This is a genomic window from Micromonospora sp. RL09-050-HVF-A (assembly GCF_019374995.1).
Taxonomy (GTDB): Bacteria; Actinomycetota; Actinomycetes; order Mycobacteriales; family Micromonosporaceae; genus Micromonospora; species Micromonospora antibiotica.
In genome coordinates this window covers 5,352,623-5,367,483 of record NZ_JAGKQP010000002.1, presented here as the reverse complement: position 1 = coordinate 5,367,483, position 14,861 = coordinate 5,352,623, and the positions used below count along the sequence as shown (strand labels likewise).

Sequence of the window (14,861 nt, the reverse complement as noted above, 5' to 3'; positions counted from 1 at the left end):
TTGATCGAATGTTGCTGGTGGAGCTGTGGGGATTCGAACCCCAGACCCCCTCGATGCGAACGAGGTGCGCTACCAGACTGCGCCACAGCCCCTCCGCCGGATGGAACCGGCTTCGGTCCCACCCGGCTTTCACCGGGCGGGCCGGCAGCAAGACTAACAGCCCACCCGCCCCCCGGGCGAATCACCCCTCCCGCCGCGCGAACCGGCTGGTCCGCCGCACCGGTGAGCCGACGTTGGGGTATCCGAGCGCCCGGGTAGCGCCACTTCGGCCCACGTGAGTCGATCAGGAGACCCGACCAGCCCGAGCAGGGCGAGCACGTAGGGCGGGCGGGGCGGCAGGCCGGACCCGGGTTCAGCGGGGGTCGCGGCCGGACTGGTAGGGGCGGCCACGCAGGCCGCCGGAGCGGCGGTAGGACACCGAACCACCCCCGCTGGCCGCCGCCGGCAGGTCGGTCGGCCGGTCCAGGCCCATCGCCGTGCGGCGTACCGCCTCGCGTTGGGCGGCCAGGCGGCGCTGCGCCTCCCGGCGGGCCGCCGCCCGACGGGCCTGTTCGCGGCGCACCTCGGCCTGCCGGGCGGCGAGCCACGCCGCCTCCCGGGCCCGTAGCCGCCGCCGACGGCGTTCGGCCAGCGCCCGCCGCCGCAGGTGTACGACGTACACGACGAGCAGGGCGGCGGTGACCGAGAAACTGATCCAGAAGCCGGGGCTGACCACGATCACGCCGACCAGCTCGACGAGGTTGAGCAGCAGCAGCGCGGCGAGCACCCGACGCCGCCGGTACACGGCCGGGGTGTGCGGCCGGGGTGGACGCCGACGGGCCTGCCGGGGGGCGGGCGGCACCGCGCGCAGCCGGCCGGAGCGGCGGGCGGACGCCGACAGGGCGGCACGACGGCCGGGGGCCGGGGGCGCGGAGACCGGGGCGGCAAGGTTCCCGGTGGTGGCGTCCTCGGCGAGGGTGACGACGAGCGCCCGGGGCTGGTTGACCGGTCGCCGACCGGGGACGGTACGACGCCGCCGGCGGCGCTGGAGCACCCGCGCCGTCGACTGCGCCCGCTCCGCCACCAGCCGCTCGGTGGCGTCGTACCGACGGACCAGCGCCGGCGCGAGGGCGAGCAGGCCGGCGGCGGCGAGGACGGCGAGGAGCACCGAGGTCGGCACCCTCACCCCTCCCGTCACCGAATTTCGGGGCAACCACCGAACATCAGCAAGATCTTCCCCGAAAGATCACTCTCGACGCAGATCCTGCGGTCGGGCGGTGCTTGCCGCAGCTTGCAGTTACTTGAGGTTACGGGCCGCCGACCGGGATGCCGACGCGCCGCGCCGGATCCCATCCGTGGGACGACTCACCCGGCCTCGTGACGCATCCGGTGCCAGCGGGCCAGCAGACCACCCTCGGCGGCCACCTCCTCGCTGGTCAGCGCGTATCCGATGTGGTCCCGCCAGACCCCGTCGATGTGCATGTAGCGCACGTGGTACGCCTCCTCGCGGAAGCCCAGCTTCTCCACCACCCGCCGGGACGGCTTGTTCTCCGGCCGGATGTTCACCTCGACCCGGTGCAGTCCACCCGGGCCGAACGCGTGGTCGACGGCGAGCGCCATCGCGGTGGGGATCACCCCACGCCCGGCCACCCGGGAGTCCACCCAGTAGCCGACGTAGCCGGAGCAGAACGCCCGCCGGACGATGTTGCCCACGTTCAGGTGCCCGACCAGCCGTTCCTGCCCGTCCTCGCGCAGGCAGACCGCGAACGGCATCCCCTCACCGCTACGCGCCGAACGCCGCTGGTCGGCGTGCACGTAACGGAACGCAGCCGGCGAGTTCGTCTCGTCCCAACTGCCTGGCAGGTGCGACTCCCAGGGCGCCAACCAGGCCCGGTTCGCCCGACGAACCGCCGACCAGGCGGTGGCGTCGGACCGCCGGTACGGTCGCAGCACCACCGGACCGTCCATCAGCATCACCGGCCACCCCGGCACCCGCCCGAACCAGCTCACCGCGCCGACCTCCCGTCCACGCCCGGGGCGGCGGCCGACCCGCGCCGGCTCACCGCCGTCGGTCCAGCAACAACACGTCCACCGTGGAGCCGGCCGCCGCAGTGGTCACCCGCTCACCGAGCACCATCAGGCCGTTCGCCTCGGCCAACCCGGAGAGGGTGTACGGCCCACCGCTGAGCGGCTGCACGGTGTAGCCCCCGCCGCGCCGCTCGGCCACGTGCGCCGGCCGGAACTCGCGCAGCCCACCGGGCGACGAGATGGTCTCCAACAGATGCGCCCGTACGCTCGGCCGGAACACCGGCTCCGCACCGGCCAGCAGCTGGATCGCCGGCCGGGCCAGCACCTCGAAGCCGATCAACGCCGCACCGGGCTCACCGGGAAGACAGACCACCGGCACCTCCTCGGCCCCGACGGTACCGAACCCGAGGGCCGTGCCGGGGTACAGCGCCACATCGGTGAACGTCACCGGCCCGGCCCGGCCGCCCTCCCGGCGGGACAGGATCCGCCGGACCATGTCACCGGGGCCGGTGCCGGTGCCGCCGGTGGTGATGATCAGATCGGCCCGCAGGGTCTGGTCCTCCAGGAGGCCACGCAGCCCCTCCGGGTCGTCGTCGCAGATCCCCACCCGGTACGCCAACGCGCCCACCTCGGCGGCGGCGGCGGTCAACGCGTGCGAGTTGGCGTCCACCACCTGACCGGGCTGGCTGCCCCGGCCCACGTCGACGAGTTCGTCGCCGGTGGCCACGATCACCACCCGGGGGCTGGGCCGGACCACCACGTGTCCGATGCCGGTGGCGGCGAACACGGCCACCAACGCCGGGGCGACGTACGTGCCGGCGCGGGCGAGGACGGTACCGGCGGGCAACTCCTCACCGGCACGACGGACACCGTACCCCCGCTTGGGGGTACGGAAGATCTCCACCGCCGCCATGCCCTGGTCGGTCCACTCCACCGGCACCACCACGTCGGCGGCGATCGGCATCGGCGCACCGGCCGCCACCGAGAAACACGAGCCGGGGGTCAGCCGGACCGGCCGCCAACTCGCCGCGCCCAGGTCGCCGACCACGTTGAGCCGCACCGCCCGGCCCGGTCCCTGCGTGGGGATCGGGCCGTACCCGACGAGGTCCTCCCAGCGCGCGGCGTACCCGTCCACCGCCGCCTGGTCGAAGGCGGGGAACGAGTGCGGGGCGACGACGTCCGAGGCGAGGACGTTGCCGTACGCCTGGGTGAGGTCGAGGTCGAGCGGGGGCAGCGCGCGCAACCTGCGCAGCACGCTGCCCAGGTAGTCGGCGAGCGGCGTCAACTCGTTCGCGGCCGCCTCGGCGTCGGCCGTCGAGGTCATGTACCGGAGCCGCCCGCCGTGTCGCGTACCCCGTTGATGATCGCCGCGGTGACCGTCTCGTCGCCGTTGTTGACGAACTCGGTCAGCCAGGCGCGGAACTCGGCGCCGAGGTCCTCCCGCTCGACGGCGATCTGCACGACTGTCTGGAGGTAGCCCAGCGGCATGCCGGTGTCGTAGCGGGTGCCCCGGTAGACGATCGCGTGCACCGGCACCCCCTCGCTGCGCAGCAGTTCCATCGCGTCGGTCAGCTGGATCTCCCCGCCGCTGCCCGGTTCGGTACGCCGGATCGCGTCGAAGATCCGCCCCGGCAGGACGTACCGGCCGAGGACGGCGAGGTTGCTCGGGGCGTCCTCCGGCTGGGGCTTCTCCACCATGCCGGTGACCCGGACGACCTCTCCGATGTCGGTCAGCTCCGCTTCGGCCGGTTCGACCGAGGCGATGCCGTACCGCTTGGTCTCGGCCGGGTCGACCTCGAAGAACGCCAGCACCACCCCGCCGGTACGGGCCTGGAGCTCCAACATGGCCGGCAGCAGCGGCTCCGACGGCTTGACGAACTCGTCACCGAGGAGCACCGCGAAGGGCTGGTCGCCGACGTGCGACTCGGCGTACCCGACGGCGTGGCCGAGGCCGAGCTGCTCCGGCTGCCGGCAGGTGTAGATCTCGGCCAGCTCGCTGGGGCGCTTGACCGCGGCGAGCCGCTCGGCGTCGCCCTTGGCCTCCAGCCGGGCCTCCAGGTCGGGGCGACGGTCGAAGTGGTCCACCATCGACGTCTTGCCGCGACCGGTGATCAGCAGCACGTCACCGATGCCGGCCTGGGCGGCTTCCTCGACGATGTACTGGAGCACCGGTCGGTCGATCACCGGTAGCAGCTCCTTGGGCACCGCCTTCGTGGCCGGCAGGAACCGGGTGGCCAGGCCGGCGGCCGGGATCACGGCCTTGACCGCGCGGGCGCGACCGGTCGCGGCGGTCGTTGAGGGGTTCGCTGAGTGCTCCGACATGCCGCGAGACTATCGGCCACGGCTCTGCCGCGGCGGGTGAGGACCGGAAGACGCGCCGCCCGGCTGCGTCACACCGGGAGCACCGACGGCGTGCCGACCGGCCGGCCCACCGGTCGACCCGTCGGCAGGTAGGTCGATCGACCCGTCGGTCGGCAGGTCGTCGCCGGCTACCCGGTCGGTGGGCGGCCGGTGGGCGGGTGGCCGGGTGGCGCTGGTCGGCCCGACGGGCGGACCGGCCCGGGGCAGGCCGTCGTCCGGGCTGGTCGCCCCCGCCGGTACGGCGATCTCCTCGACCGCACCGTCGGCTGCCGGCGTCGGTCGGGGCCGCGCCGTCGCCACCCGGTAGCCGTCACGGCCGGCGCCCTTGGCCGCGTACAACGCCTCGTCGGCGGCGTCCAGCACCTCCGCGCCGGTGCAGGCGTGGTCGGGATAGACGGCGATGCCGATCGAGACCGACACCGCGATCGTGGTCGGGACACCCGCGTGGCCGGCGACCACGACCGGGGCCTCCCGCACCGCCGCGCCCAACCGCTCGGCGACGGTCGCCGCGCCCCGGGCGTCGGTCTCCGGCAGCAGCACCACGAACTCCTCACCGCCCTGCCGGAAGGCCAGGTCCACCTCGCGGATCTCGCCCCGGACCCGGCGGGCGAACTCGGCGAGCACGGCGTCCCCGGCGGCGTGCCCGTAACTGTCGTTGACGATCTTGAACCGGTCCAGGTCGAGGACGAGGATGCTGAGCATCCGGCCGAACCGGCTGGCCCGCTCCACCTCCCGGCGCAGCGACTCACGCAGGTACCGGTAGTTCCACAGCCCGGTCAGCGGGTCGGTCAACGACAACCGCTGCGCCTCCTCGTGCACCCGGACGTTCTCCACCGCCACCGCCGCGTGCCCGGCGAAGGTCCGCAGGGTCGCCAGGTCGTCGTCGTCGAACTCGCCGACGCCCAACCGGTCGTAGAGGACCAGCACCCCGACCGCCGGGTCCCGGCCGGCGGCGTCCCCACCGGGTGCGGTGAACGGCACCGCCACGTACGTCTCGCACCACGGTTCGCCGGTCGGCGTCGGGCCCGACGGGACCCGGCCCCGCTGCGGTTCACCCGTGGCGGCGACCGCACCGACCACCCCCGTGCCCACCGGCACCCGCAACTCCTCCGGCTCGGTGCCCGGTGGGCAACGCCCGGCCAGCCCTTCCGCGCACTGCCCGACGAGCACCCCGGCGTCGTCGACCAGCAGCACCGCCCCGGCCCGCGCCCCGGTCGCCGCGATCGCGCTGTGCAGGATCACCCGCAGGATGCGTTGCAGGTCGTGGGTGCTGGCCAGGGTGTCCCCGAGCACCCTCAGGTGCCCCCGCAACTGGTCCCGGCTGCTGGTCAGCGCAGCCACGTACCCGGCGGTCTCCCGGATCATCCGGTTGAACGCGGCGGCGAGCCCGCCGATCTCGTCCCGGCTGCGCACCGGCACCCGGGCGGTCAGGTCACCCCGGGCGACCCGGTCCACCGCACCGGCCAACTCCACCAACGGCCGGGTGGTGACCCGGGCCAGCCGCCACGCCGTCAGCACCGCCACCACCACGGCGAGCAGCACCGCCCCGACCAGTGCCGCCGGCAGGCCCGACGGTCGCTCCCCGGCCACGGAAAGGACCAGAGGCAACGGCTGCCCCGGGGCCGGCCCGAGCCGCCGCACGTACCGGCCGTCCCGGGTCGCGGTGACCCGGTCACCATCGAGGGTGCCGGCCGCGGCGAGCACCGCGTCGCGTACCCGACGGGTCTCGGTGGTGTGGGTGATCCGGTCGGGGCCGGCGGTGTCGTCGAGGAGGGTGACCGCGACGCCGGTCGCGGCGGCCAGCCGGGCCACGAACGCCGGGTCGACCACCTCGGCGGCGGCCACCGCGCCGAGCGGCGTGCCCGCCGGGTCACGCAGGTCCACCCGGGCGCTCAGCGCCCGGACCGGTCCGCCGGTGCGGACGCCCGCGCAGTCCTGCCACGGAGTCGCCGGCCCACCCGGGGTGGCGTACGTGGTGCCACCGGTCACGTCGGTGACCAGCACGGCGGTGGCCAACCCCCGGCTGACCACCTGACCGGCCGCGCCCGCCCGGGTCGCCGGGTCGGGGCGCAGGGCCACCGCGTCGGCGGCGGCCCGCAACTGCTGGCACAACGCGTCGATCGAGGTACGCACGGCGGACGCGGCCAGGCCGAGCCGTTCGGTGGACCGGGTGCGGTCCACCGTCGACAGGGTGGTGCCGACGAAGACCGCGCCGAGCAGCACGGGACCGAGCACCACCGTGAGGAAGGCCGCCGTCAACCGCCCGCGTAGCGTCAACGCTGTCCCCCCGGAAGTTCCAGGCCCGTTCCTGCGATGCTGACACAGAGCGACCACATTGACAGCGTTGCGTCAGGAGTGTTGCGTGCCCGATTTTTCTGATGAAGCGGAAGCCCTCCACGCGGCCAAACGCGAGACACGCGCCGTGCTGCTCGCCCACCGCCGGGCGCTCACCGCAGCCCACCGCTCCGCCGCCGCGACGCGCGTCCAAGCCGAACTGACCGCGCTGGTACGCCGCCTGCGGCCGGCCACGATGACCGGGTACGTGCCGGTCGGCTCCGAGCCGGGCGGCCCCGACCTGCCCGAGGTGCTCCGGGCCGCGCTGCCGGCCGGGGCGGAGCTGCTGCTGCCCGTGCTCCGCGACGACCTCGACCTGGACTGGGCCCCGTACGCCGGACCGGGCACCCTGGTCGCCGCCGGCCGGGGGATGCGCGAGCCGGACGGACCCCGGCGGGGCCGGACGGCGATCGTCGGAGCATCCCTGGTGGTGGTGCCCGCCCTGGCGGTGGACCGGCACGGCCTACGGCTGGGCCGGGGCGGCGGCTCCTACGACCGGGCGCTGGCCCGGGTACCGGCGGCCACCATGACCGTGGCGCTGCTGCACGACGGTGAACTGCTCCCGGTGCTGCCCGCCCAGCCGCACGACCGGCCGGTGCGGGCGGCTCTCACCCCGTCGGAAGGTCTGCGCCTGCTCACCCGGGACGGGATTGCGCTGACGGCGTCGGGCTCCGCTGATGCTGCGGTCGGCTGACGGCGTCGGGCCCCGCTTCGGCTGACGGTGTCGGGCTCCGTGGTGGCACGGTGCGCTGACGACGTCGGACTCCGCTGATTCTGCGGTCCGGTGACGGCGTCGGGCTCTGCGGCGGCGCGGTGCAGTGACGACGTCGGACTTCGCTGGTGGCGCCCTGCCGACGGCGGGCGGTGCGCCGACGGCGGGCGGTGCGCCGACGGCGTCGAACTTCGCCGGTGGTGGGGTGCGGACCCGGCTCGCCGAGGTCCGGTTCGCGCCTGCTCCCCCGCTGGTCCGGACCTCCCGGCGGGTGGGTGACGATCACGTCCGCTGGACGAACCCGGGTCCGATGACGCACCATTGGCACTCGAATACGTCGAGTGCCAATCGGCTGAACCAGATCCGGAGGAGAACGTGCCCACGTACCAGTACGCCTGCACCGCGTGCGGCCACCAGCTCGAGGCGGTGCAGTCGTTCTCCGACGAGCCGCTGACCGAGTGCCCCGCGTGCGAGGGGCGGCTGCGCAAGGTCTTCAACTCGGTCGGGGTCGTGTTCAAGGGCTCCGGCTTCTACCGCACCGACTCCCGGGCGGCGGGCACCGAGGGCAAGGGCGGCACGACGAAGCCGGCGAAGTCGGAGGGCACCTCTTCCGGTGGCGACTCCTCGGGCTCCGGCTCGTCGTCGACCTCGGGCGGTTCCTCGACCCCCAACTCGTCCTCCTCGTCCACCACCTCCGGCCCGTCGGGCTCGACCAGTTCCACCAAGCCCGCCCCCACCACCACGACCTCCTGACCCCCTCCCCCACCGCCCCACCCCGCCCCCGCGATCAAGAGCTTTGCGTCACGTTGACGCAGTGATCAAGAGATTTGCGTCAAGTTGATCGCGGTATTTGACGCAAACCTCTTGATCACGCCACTTGTGGGTGGGTGGGGGGACGGGGGTGGGGGGACGGGTGGGGGTGGGGTTTTCCACAGGCGGGGTGTTGTCCACAGGGTGTGGGTGAGGGGGCGTGGGGTTTGGGTGGGTGCGACATAGCCTGCTGGGCCGGGGGGTGCCGCCAGGGCATCCGGTGAGCGGCAGAGGGTGTTGCATGGTGACCGGTGCGGTCGATGGAGAAGGCTCGCTGCGAGCATTCCGCTGGCCGCGTCGCCCCGGTGGGGGGACCATGTTGCGGGCGGCCTTGGTGGCGGTCCTGCTGGGGCTGGCGGTGATCGTCATGGACACCCCGGCTGGCTGTTCCACCGGTGCCCCACCACCTGCCGTCGCCCTCGGCCCGGCGGGACCTCCCATGGGGAGGCCCCATGCCACAGATCCCGCCACCGGCAGGCCCAGCGCGGCCGGACCTCCCGCCGGCACATTCAACGCGGCGGGATGTCCGGACCCACCGACCGTGGCCGGGCCCGCCGTCGGCGGCCAGTCCGGCCAGCCGCACCATCGGACGGTACGACCGGGCGTCAGCGGGGCCGGCGTCCCCGACGGGGTGGGCGACCCCCGGTCCGGTACGCAGGAGACCGGAAGGCCCGCCGAGGAAGGCACCCCGACTGCCGTACCGCTGCCGAGCGGCTTCGTGGGAGTGCCCGTCCGCCTGGCCGAACCGGCCGCCCTCGCGGTCCTGCGCCCCGGTGCACGGGTCGACCTGCTCGTGCTGCCGGCCGGGCGCAGCGCTGGAGCACCTGTTCTGCTGGCGGCCGACGCCCTGGTCCTCGACGTGGTGGGCGCCGGGGCCGGGGACGGCTCGTCTGCGCTCTACCTGGCCGTACGCCCCGATCAGGCGCAACGGTCCGTCGGTCAGCCGGAAGGGAGCCGCTTCAGCGTCGTCATCCGAGGATGATCCACTCCTGCGGCGAGGTCTTCGGCAAGGTCGTCGTCGACCACACCGCCTGACCGCCAGACTGCGGGCCGAGACAGCGATATCGCGCCCATCCGGAACCGCATTGTCGCCACCCTGGAGTGGATGTTGCGGCCCACCGGCGGCCGACGATGGTCAACTCCAGTGTGGGGGGCGCTCGGCGAGCAACCAGTCGTCGTTGCCGTCCCGGCGCTCACCCCACCCGAAGTCGGTGTCGTCGGCGGTCTGCTCAGGCAGCACCACGAAGTCGTCGCTGAGGTCGACCGCGCGGTCGTCATCGCCGGGCACACCGCCGCCGGCCAGATCCTCGGTGCTCACGAGCGGCAAGGTTACTCCTCAGACCGCCCACTTCCCGCACACCACCACGGCGGCCAACTGCCGGGTCTCCCCGGCAAGGGTCCGCCGCGTCCGGCCCTCACGTTGGTAGCGTCGGATGGCGTGACGACCCCCAGCGGTGCCAGCCCCGACGACGAATACTGGCGACGCCCACCCGCACAGCCGCCCACCCCCACCCCCGCACCCACCGAGCCGACACCCTCGACCCGCCAGCCTCGCCCGAGCACCATCCCCGGCGGAACGGGTGCCCCGCACCACCTTGACGGATCTCCCACCACCGGGGTTGACGCGGCCCCTGAGGCCGGGGCCGAAACCAGGGCCGAGACCAGAACCAGTGCCGGAACCGAACAAAGGGCCGGAACCGAACACAGGGCCGAGACCGAACACGGGGCCGGGAGCGAACAAAGGGGCGCGACCGAACAAGAGGCCCGGACGGGAGGAGGTGCCGGGACCGGAACTCGTGCCGCAGAGGAGGCCGGGGCAGAGAGCGGGGTCGCGACCGGCGCGGGTGCCGGGGGTGCCGGGGAAGCGGAAGGTGGGGCGACGCACCAGCCCTCGCCCTGGGCCAGCCCGGTCGACGCGCCGGCACCCGGCCTGCCGTCCGGTCGACCCGCCAGCCCACCGGCCGGCCCGCCGTCCGGTGAGCCGGCCGCGCCGCCGAGGGTGGATACGTCGATCCCGGGAACGGTCCCGACCACTCCCTGGACGGGCAGTACCGCACCGGGGACGAGTTCGGCCTGGTCGGGGCGGGGTGGTTACCACGGGCCGCCGCCCACCACGCCACCGCCGCCGGGCTGGCGTCCCCCGGTGCACCTGGAAGCGACTCCCGCCCGCACCCTGCCGGCGCAGGACATGGAGGCGATGGACGCGGCAGAGCAACGGGCGCAGCGGGTCACCTGGAGCGTCGGCGCGGTCATCGGCACCGTGTTGCTACTGCTGCTCTGTCTGCTCTGCTCCCGGGCACTGTTCTGAACACCCGCCGAACACTCCCGAACGCCATCCGGCGCACACGCCGAAGGCGCTGCCCGGCCCACGCGCCGACCGACCAGGCCAACCAGGCCGACCAGGCCGACCGGTCAGCACGAACAAGACCGCTCAGCACCCGGACAACCGGTCAGCAGGCGGACAACCGACCGGGCAGCCAGGCCGAACGGGCCCGACCGGGCCGCCATGCCGACCGGGCCGCCATGCTGCCGGGCAGCCAGGCCGACCGGTCAGCACGCAGGCGACTGGTCAGAACGTGTTGCTCCACACCGAGGCGGCACCGCTGTCCCCGGTGAGATAGACGTAGACGAGCGCGAACACCGACAGCACCACGACGATCGCGGTGAGGACCCAGGGTGCCCAGCCGGGCAGGTTCGGGGTACGCACCCGACTGCTGGTCACCGCCAGCAGCAGCAGCGCCGCCACGGCCAGCCCGATGGTGAACCACTGCAGCGTCTCGCCGTACTCGGAATGTTCGTGGATCTTGGCGAGTAGCTCGGGCGAGTAGCCCTTCGCCCGCAGCGCCTCCTCGAACGCCTCCCCCGATTCGGTCGCCACCCAGGCGAGGACCGGGGTGATCACGGCCAGGATGGCCACCGCCCAGTCGAGGCGGGGCCGCCAGCGCGGCATCAGCCCGTAGGCGCTGGCCAGCAGCGCGAGTAGTGGGACGAAGACGACCACGGCATGGACCACCAGGACGTGACCTGGCAGACCGTTGATCTCCTTGAACACCGACACCTCCGAGCGTGGAATGCGGGTTGCGGCAGACAGCGTACGTCGAGCCTGGTGTCGCAGCGTCTCGCCGTACGCGTACACGCGGTGGCGGAGGTTCCGGTTCACCGCGTCCCGGCCCGTCCCGCACCCGCTGGTTCCGGGCGAGGGTCACGACGACGGACGGCGGTACCTCGTCGAGCGTGGCACTGTTGACGGGTGGACACCGACGATCTCGGCCTCTTCGGTCCCGGTTCGGTCACCTGGAAGGTGCACGACGAACCGATCCTGATCGTCGCCGGCCTGCGCTCCCTCTATCTTCAGACCCTGCACCCCCGGGCGATGGCCGGGGTGGCCCAGAACAGCAACTACCGGTCGGACGCCTGGGGGCGGCTGGTCCGCACCGGCACGTACATCGACACGGTGAACTACGGCACCACCGCCGAGGCCGAGGCGGCCGGCCGGCGGTTGCGGGCCCTGCATGCCCGGCTGCGCGCCACCGACCCGTTCACCGGCGAGCGGTTCCGGATCGACGAGCCGGATCTGCTGCGCTGGGTGCACGTCACCGGGGCCGAGTCGTTCGTCGGCACCGCCCGCCGGGCCGGTCTGTCGCTGACCGATGCCGAGGTGGACGGATATTACGCCGAGCAGCGGCGGGCCGCCGCACTTGTCGGGCTCGACCCGGCCGGGGTGCCCGGCAGCGCCGCCGAGGTGGCCGACTACTACCGGGCGGTCCGGCCCGAGCTACGGATGACCAGGGAGGCGGCGGAGACCGCGCTGTTCCTGACCGCCCCGCCGATCCCGTGGAAGCTGAGCCGGCCGGCCCGCCTCGGGTTGAGCCTGGGGCCGCCACGCTGGGCGTACTTCGGGGTGGCCGGCACGGCGCTCGGGCTGCTGCCACCGTGGGCGCTGCGACTCTACGGCGGGCTGGGACTGCCCACCACCGCGCTGTCGGCCGACCTGAGCGTCCGGACGCTGCGACTGGCCCTGGCGGCGTTGCCCCGCAACTGGCGGGAGAGCCCGATCCAGCAGGCGGCGAAGGACCGTGCCGCCCGTCTCACCGCCGCCGCCTGACCATCCGGGACGGGTAGACCCGACGCGGGAGGTCGGTCAGTCGGCCTGCGGAGCGGTGGGGCGGTCGATCGCCGACCACGGCTCGCGGCCGGGGGTCTGCGCGCCGACCGGGCAGGTACGCCGGTAGTCGCACCAGCCGCAGCGGGGCCCGGCGACGGCAGGGAACGCCTCGTCCGGGTCGGTTCCGTCGGCCACCGACCGCTCGGCGGCCATGATGTCCCGGGCGGTGTCCTCGGCGCGGCTGAGCTGCCGGGTCAGCGACTCGACGGTGTGGTCGTGCCCGGCGACGGTGCCGGTCGGCAGATGGTGCAGCTCCACCCGGCGGCAGGGTCGGCGGAACGTCCGCTCGGCGGCGTACGCGTAGAGGGCCAGTGCCTGCGAGCCGCGCGCGTCGTCGGCGTCCAGCCCGGTGCGGCCGGTCTTGTAGTCGACGATTACCAGTTCGGGGCCGTCCGGGCCGGGGCGGGAGTCGATCCGGTCGGCCCGCCCGTTGAAGGCCAGCACGGCGGTCTTGACGGCGACCACGCGTTCCACGCCCAGCGGGTCGTCGCCGGGGTCGAGGGTGGCGACGTACCCCTCCAGCCAGCCCAGCGCCCGCTGGTAGGCCGCCCGCTCCTGCTCGTCGTCGCGGTAGCCCTCGCGGACCCAGGTGCCCTTGAGCAGGGCGGGCAGCGCCTCGGGGCGCCGCCGGTCGACGGGCAGCGCATACCAGTTCTTCAGGGCGGTGTGCACGCTCGCGCCGAGCGAGTTGTGCGCCCACGGCGGCCCCTTGGGCGGGGCGGGCCGGTCCAGGTAGGTGTAGCGGTAGCGGCGGGGGCAGTCGGCGTACGCGCCGAGTTTGCTGGGTGTGCAGGTGAAGAGCCGTTCGGGCATGCCGGCGAAGCCGAGTTGCTCGGGTTGGCCGGAGCGGGGCCGGGGAGTACCGGCGGAGGAGGCTCGTCGCACCCCGGTGATCCTGCCAGCCCGGTGCGACAGCCCGGCGGCGGCACGACGGGCGACTCAGCTCATGTTCACGTACTGCGTGACGAAGGCGGCCACCGCGTCGGCGATGAGCTGCACCGCGATGGCGGCCAGCAGCAGGCCGGCGATCCGGGTCAGCACCTCGATGCCACCCGGCCGGAGGATCTTGACGATGCCGCCGGAGAACCGCAGCACGATCCAGACCGCCAGCATCACCGCGACGATCGCGGCGGCGATCGCCGAGACCTGTCCCACCCCGTCGGCCTGCTGCACGAACAGCATGGTCGCCACGATCGCGCCGGGGCCGGCCAGCAGCGGGGTGCCCAACGGCACCAGGGCGATGTTGGAGGTGGCCTGCTGGCTGGGGTCGTCGGCCTTGCCGGTGAGCAGTTCCAGCGCGACCAGGATCAGCAGCAGGCCACCGGCCGCCTGCAACGCCGGCAGGTCGACGTGCAGGTAGGCGAGGAGGGTCTGGCCGGCGACGGCGAAGACCACGATGACGCCGAGCGCCAACGCGACCGCCTGCCAGGCGGCCCGGTTACGGTCACGGGCCGGCAGCGGGCCGGTCAGGGCGAGGAAGATCGGCATCATGCCCGGCGGGTCGACGATGACCAGCAGGGTCACGAAGACCTCACCGAAGAGCTTGAGATCCACCGGACGAGGGTAGCGGTGCCGCTGGCAGGCGGAACGCGGATCAGCCGGAAGCGACGCCGGTCACTCCGGAGGACGCCGCGACGATCCGCTCGTACGCCTCCAGCGCGGTGGTGTGCGCGCCCAGCCGGACGGTCTTGTGGCTGCCGTGGAAGTCCGACGAGCCGGTGACCAGCAGGCCCAGGTCGGTGGCGAGCCGCCGGACGTGCGCCGCCTCGGCGGGGGTGTGGTCCTCGTGGTCGGCCTCCAGGCCGGCGAGCCCCGCGTCGGCCAGCTCGGCGATCAGCGTGTCCGGGACGATCCGCCCCCGCCGGCTGGCCCGGGGATGGGCGAACACCGGCACGCCGCCGGCCGCCCGGACCAGGGCCACGGCCCGGAACACGTCGATGTCGTCCTTGGGTAGCCGGTACCGCTGCCCCAGCCACTGCGGGCCGAACGCCTCGGTGGTGGTGGTGACCAGGCCGGACCGGATCAGCGCGGCGGCGATGTGCGGGCGACCCACCGTGCCTCCGTCGGCGGCGGCCAGGATCTCCGGCCAGCTCACGTCGATCCCGTCGGCGCGCAGCAGCTCGACGATCCGTTCCCCGCGTACCTCCCGGGCCTGTCGGACCCGGGCCAGCTCGGCGACCAGCTCCGGGTGCTCCGGATCGAACAGGTACGCCAGCAGGTGCAGCGGCAGCGCCGGTTCGGCACTGTGCCAGCGGCAGGACAGCTCCGCCCCCCGCACGAGGCTGAGCCCGGCCGGTAACGCGTCGACCGCCGCCGCCCAACCGGCGGTGGTGTCGTGGTCGGTGATCGCCACGACGTCCAACCCGGCGTCGGCGGCGGCCCGGACCAGCTCGGCCGGGCCGAGCGTGCCGTCGCTGGCGGTGGAGTGGGCGTGCAGGTCGATCAGCGGGCGGGCGGGCATGGTCCCGACGC

General features: G+C 74.0%; 15 protein-coding genes and 1 tRNA gene. 5 read left to right on the top strand and 11 right to left on the bottom strand.

The genetic code is table 11. The features are described 5' to 3' along the window. Positions 1 to 15 precede the first annotated feature (15 nt). From J7462_RS23885 to J7462_RS23860, 6 genes are all read right to left on the bottom strand, one after another. Positions 16 to 92, bottom strand: a tRNA-Ala gene (locus J7462_RS23885). A 260-nt stretch (positions 93 to 352) separates the two neighbouring features. Next, complete coding sequence (locus tag J7462_RS23880) at positions 353 to 1,165, bottom strand: hypothetical protein (RefSeq protein ID WP_219466852.1); 813 nt, start codon at positions 1,163 to 1,165, stop codon at positions 353 to 355. A gap of 179 nt (positions 1,166 to 1,344) precedes the next feature. Continuing rightward, on the bottom strand, positions 1,345 to 1,953 hold the full coding sequence (locus tag J7462_RS23875) for a GNAT family N-acetyltransferase (RefSeq protein ID WP_208570421.1): 609 nt from the start codon (positions 1,951 to 1,953) through the stop codon (positions 1,345 to 1,347). An 85-nt stretch (positions 1,954 to 2,038) separates the two neighbouring features. Beyond that, positions 2,039 to 3,331: a gephyrin-like molybdotransferase Glp gene (gene glp / locus J7462_RS23870; protein ID WP_208570391.1), complete on the bottom strand. Its 1,293-nt coding sequence runs from the start codon at positions 3,329 to 3,331 to the stop codon at positions 2,039 to 2,041. Beyond that, entirely contained in the window at positions 3,328 to 4,329 is a 1,002-nt protein-coding gene (locus J7462_RS23865; RefSeq protein WP_219466850.1) for a UTP--glucose-1-phosphate uridylyltransferase, read from the bottom strand. Before J7462_RS23865 ends, glp begins: the two co-directional genes overlap by 4 nt. A gap of 9 nt (positions 4,330 to 4,338) precedes the next feature. After that, positions 4,339 to 6,645, bottom strand: a complete 2,307-nt coding sequence (locus J7462_RS23860) for a diguanylate cyclase (protein WP_219466847.1) — start codon at positions 6,643 to 6,645, stop codon at positions 4,339 to 4,341. Positions 6,646 to 6,730: 85 nt separating this feature from the next. On the opposite strand from J7462_RS23860, the gene J7462_RS23855 reads away from it, so the two are divergent. From J7462_RS23855 to J7462_RS32570, 3 genes are all read left to right on the top strand, one after another. Next, positions 6,731 to 7,396 carry a 5-formyltetrahydrofolate cyclo-ligase gene (locus J7462_RS23855; RefSeq protein WP_219466845.1) on the top strand — a complete coding sequence of 222 codons (666 nt, stop codon included), beginning with the start codon at positions 6,731 to 6,733 and terminating at the stop codon, positions 7,394 to 7,396. 393 nt (positions 7,397 to 7,789) lie between these two features. After that, entirely contained in the window at positions 7,790 to 8,167 is a 378-nt protein-coding gene (locus tag J7462_RS23850; protein ID WP_208570387.1) for an FmdB family zinc ribbon protein, read from the top strand. A 598-nt stretch (positions 8,168 to 8,765) separates the two neighbouring features. After that, complete coding sequence (locus J7462_RS32570; RefSeq protein WP_255597878.1) at positions 8,766 to 9,206, top strand: hypothetical protein; 441 nt, start codon at positions 8,766 to 8,768, stop codon at positions 9,204 to 9,206. Positions 9,207 to 9,359: 153 nt separating this feature from the next. On the opposite strand, the gene J7462_RS23840 is transcribed toward J7462_RS32570, so the two are convergent. Continuing rightward, positions 9,360 to 9,542: a hypothetical protein gene (locus J7462_RS23840; RefSeq protein WP_255599277.1), complete on the bottom strand. Its 183-nt coding sequence runs from the start codon at positions 9,540 to 9,542 to the stop codon at positions 9,360 to 9,362. Between the two features lie 825 nt (positions 9,543 to 10,367). Here J7462_RS23840 and J7462_RS33425 point away from each other — a divergent pair. Then, positions 10,368 to 10,532, top strand: a complete 165-nt coding sequence (locus J7462_RS33425) for a hypothetical protein (RefSeq protein WP_308291010.1) — start codon at positions 10,368 to 10,370, stop codon at positions 10,530 to 10,532. Between the two features lie 261 nt (positions 10,533 to 10,793). Here J7462_RS33425 and J7462_RS23830 read toward each other — a convergent pair whose 3' ends face one another. Then, positions 10,794 to 11,276, bottom strand: a complete 483-nt coding sequence (locus J7462_RS23830) for a DUF2231 domain-containing protein (protein ID WP_208570420.1) — start codon at positions 11,274 to 11,276, stop codon at positions 10,794 to 10,796. Positions 11,277 to 11,474: 198 nt separating this feature from the next. Between J7462_RS23830 and J7462_RS23825 the strand changes: the two genes are divergently transcribed. Further along, complete coding sequence (locus J7462_RS23825) at positions 11,475 to 12,329, top strand: oxygenase MpaB family protein (RefSeq protein WP_219466840.1); 855 nt, start codon at positions 11,475 to 11,477, stop codon at positions 12,327 to 12,329. A gap of 36 nt (positions 12,330 to 12,365) precedes the next feature. Here the strand turns inward: J7462_RS23825 and J7462_RS23820 are convergent, their stop codons facing one another. The 3 genes from J7462_RS23820 to J7462_RS23810 form a co-directional block, all read right to left on the bottom strand. After that, on the bottom strand, positions 12,366 to 13,202 hold the full coding sequence (locus J7462_RS23820) for a PD-(D/E)XK nuclease family protein (RefSeq protein ID WP_219470643.1): 837 nt from the start codon (positions 13,200 to 13,202) through the stop codon (positions 12,366 to 12,368). A 126-nt stretch (positions 13,203 to 13,328) separates the two neighbouring features. Then, positions 13,329 to 13,943: a MarC family protein gene (locus tag J7462_RS23815; RefSeq protein WP_208570384.1), complete on the bottom strand. Its 615-nt coding sequence runs from the start codon at positions 13,941 to 13,943 to the stop codon at positions 13,329 to 13,331. Positions 13,944 to 13,983: 40 nt separating this feature from the next. After that, positions 13,984 to 14,850, bottom strand: a complete 867-nt coding sequence (locus tag J7462_RS23810; RefSeq protein ID WP_219466837.1) for a PHP domain-containing protein — start codon at positions 14,848 to 14,850, stop codon at positions 13,984 to 13,986. Positions 14,851 to 14,861 lie beyond the last annotated feature (11 nt).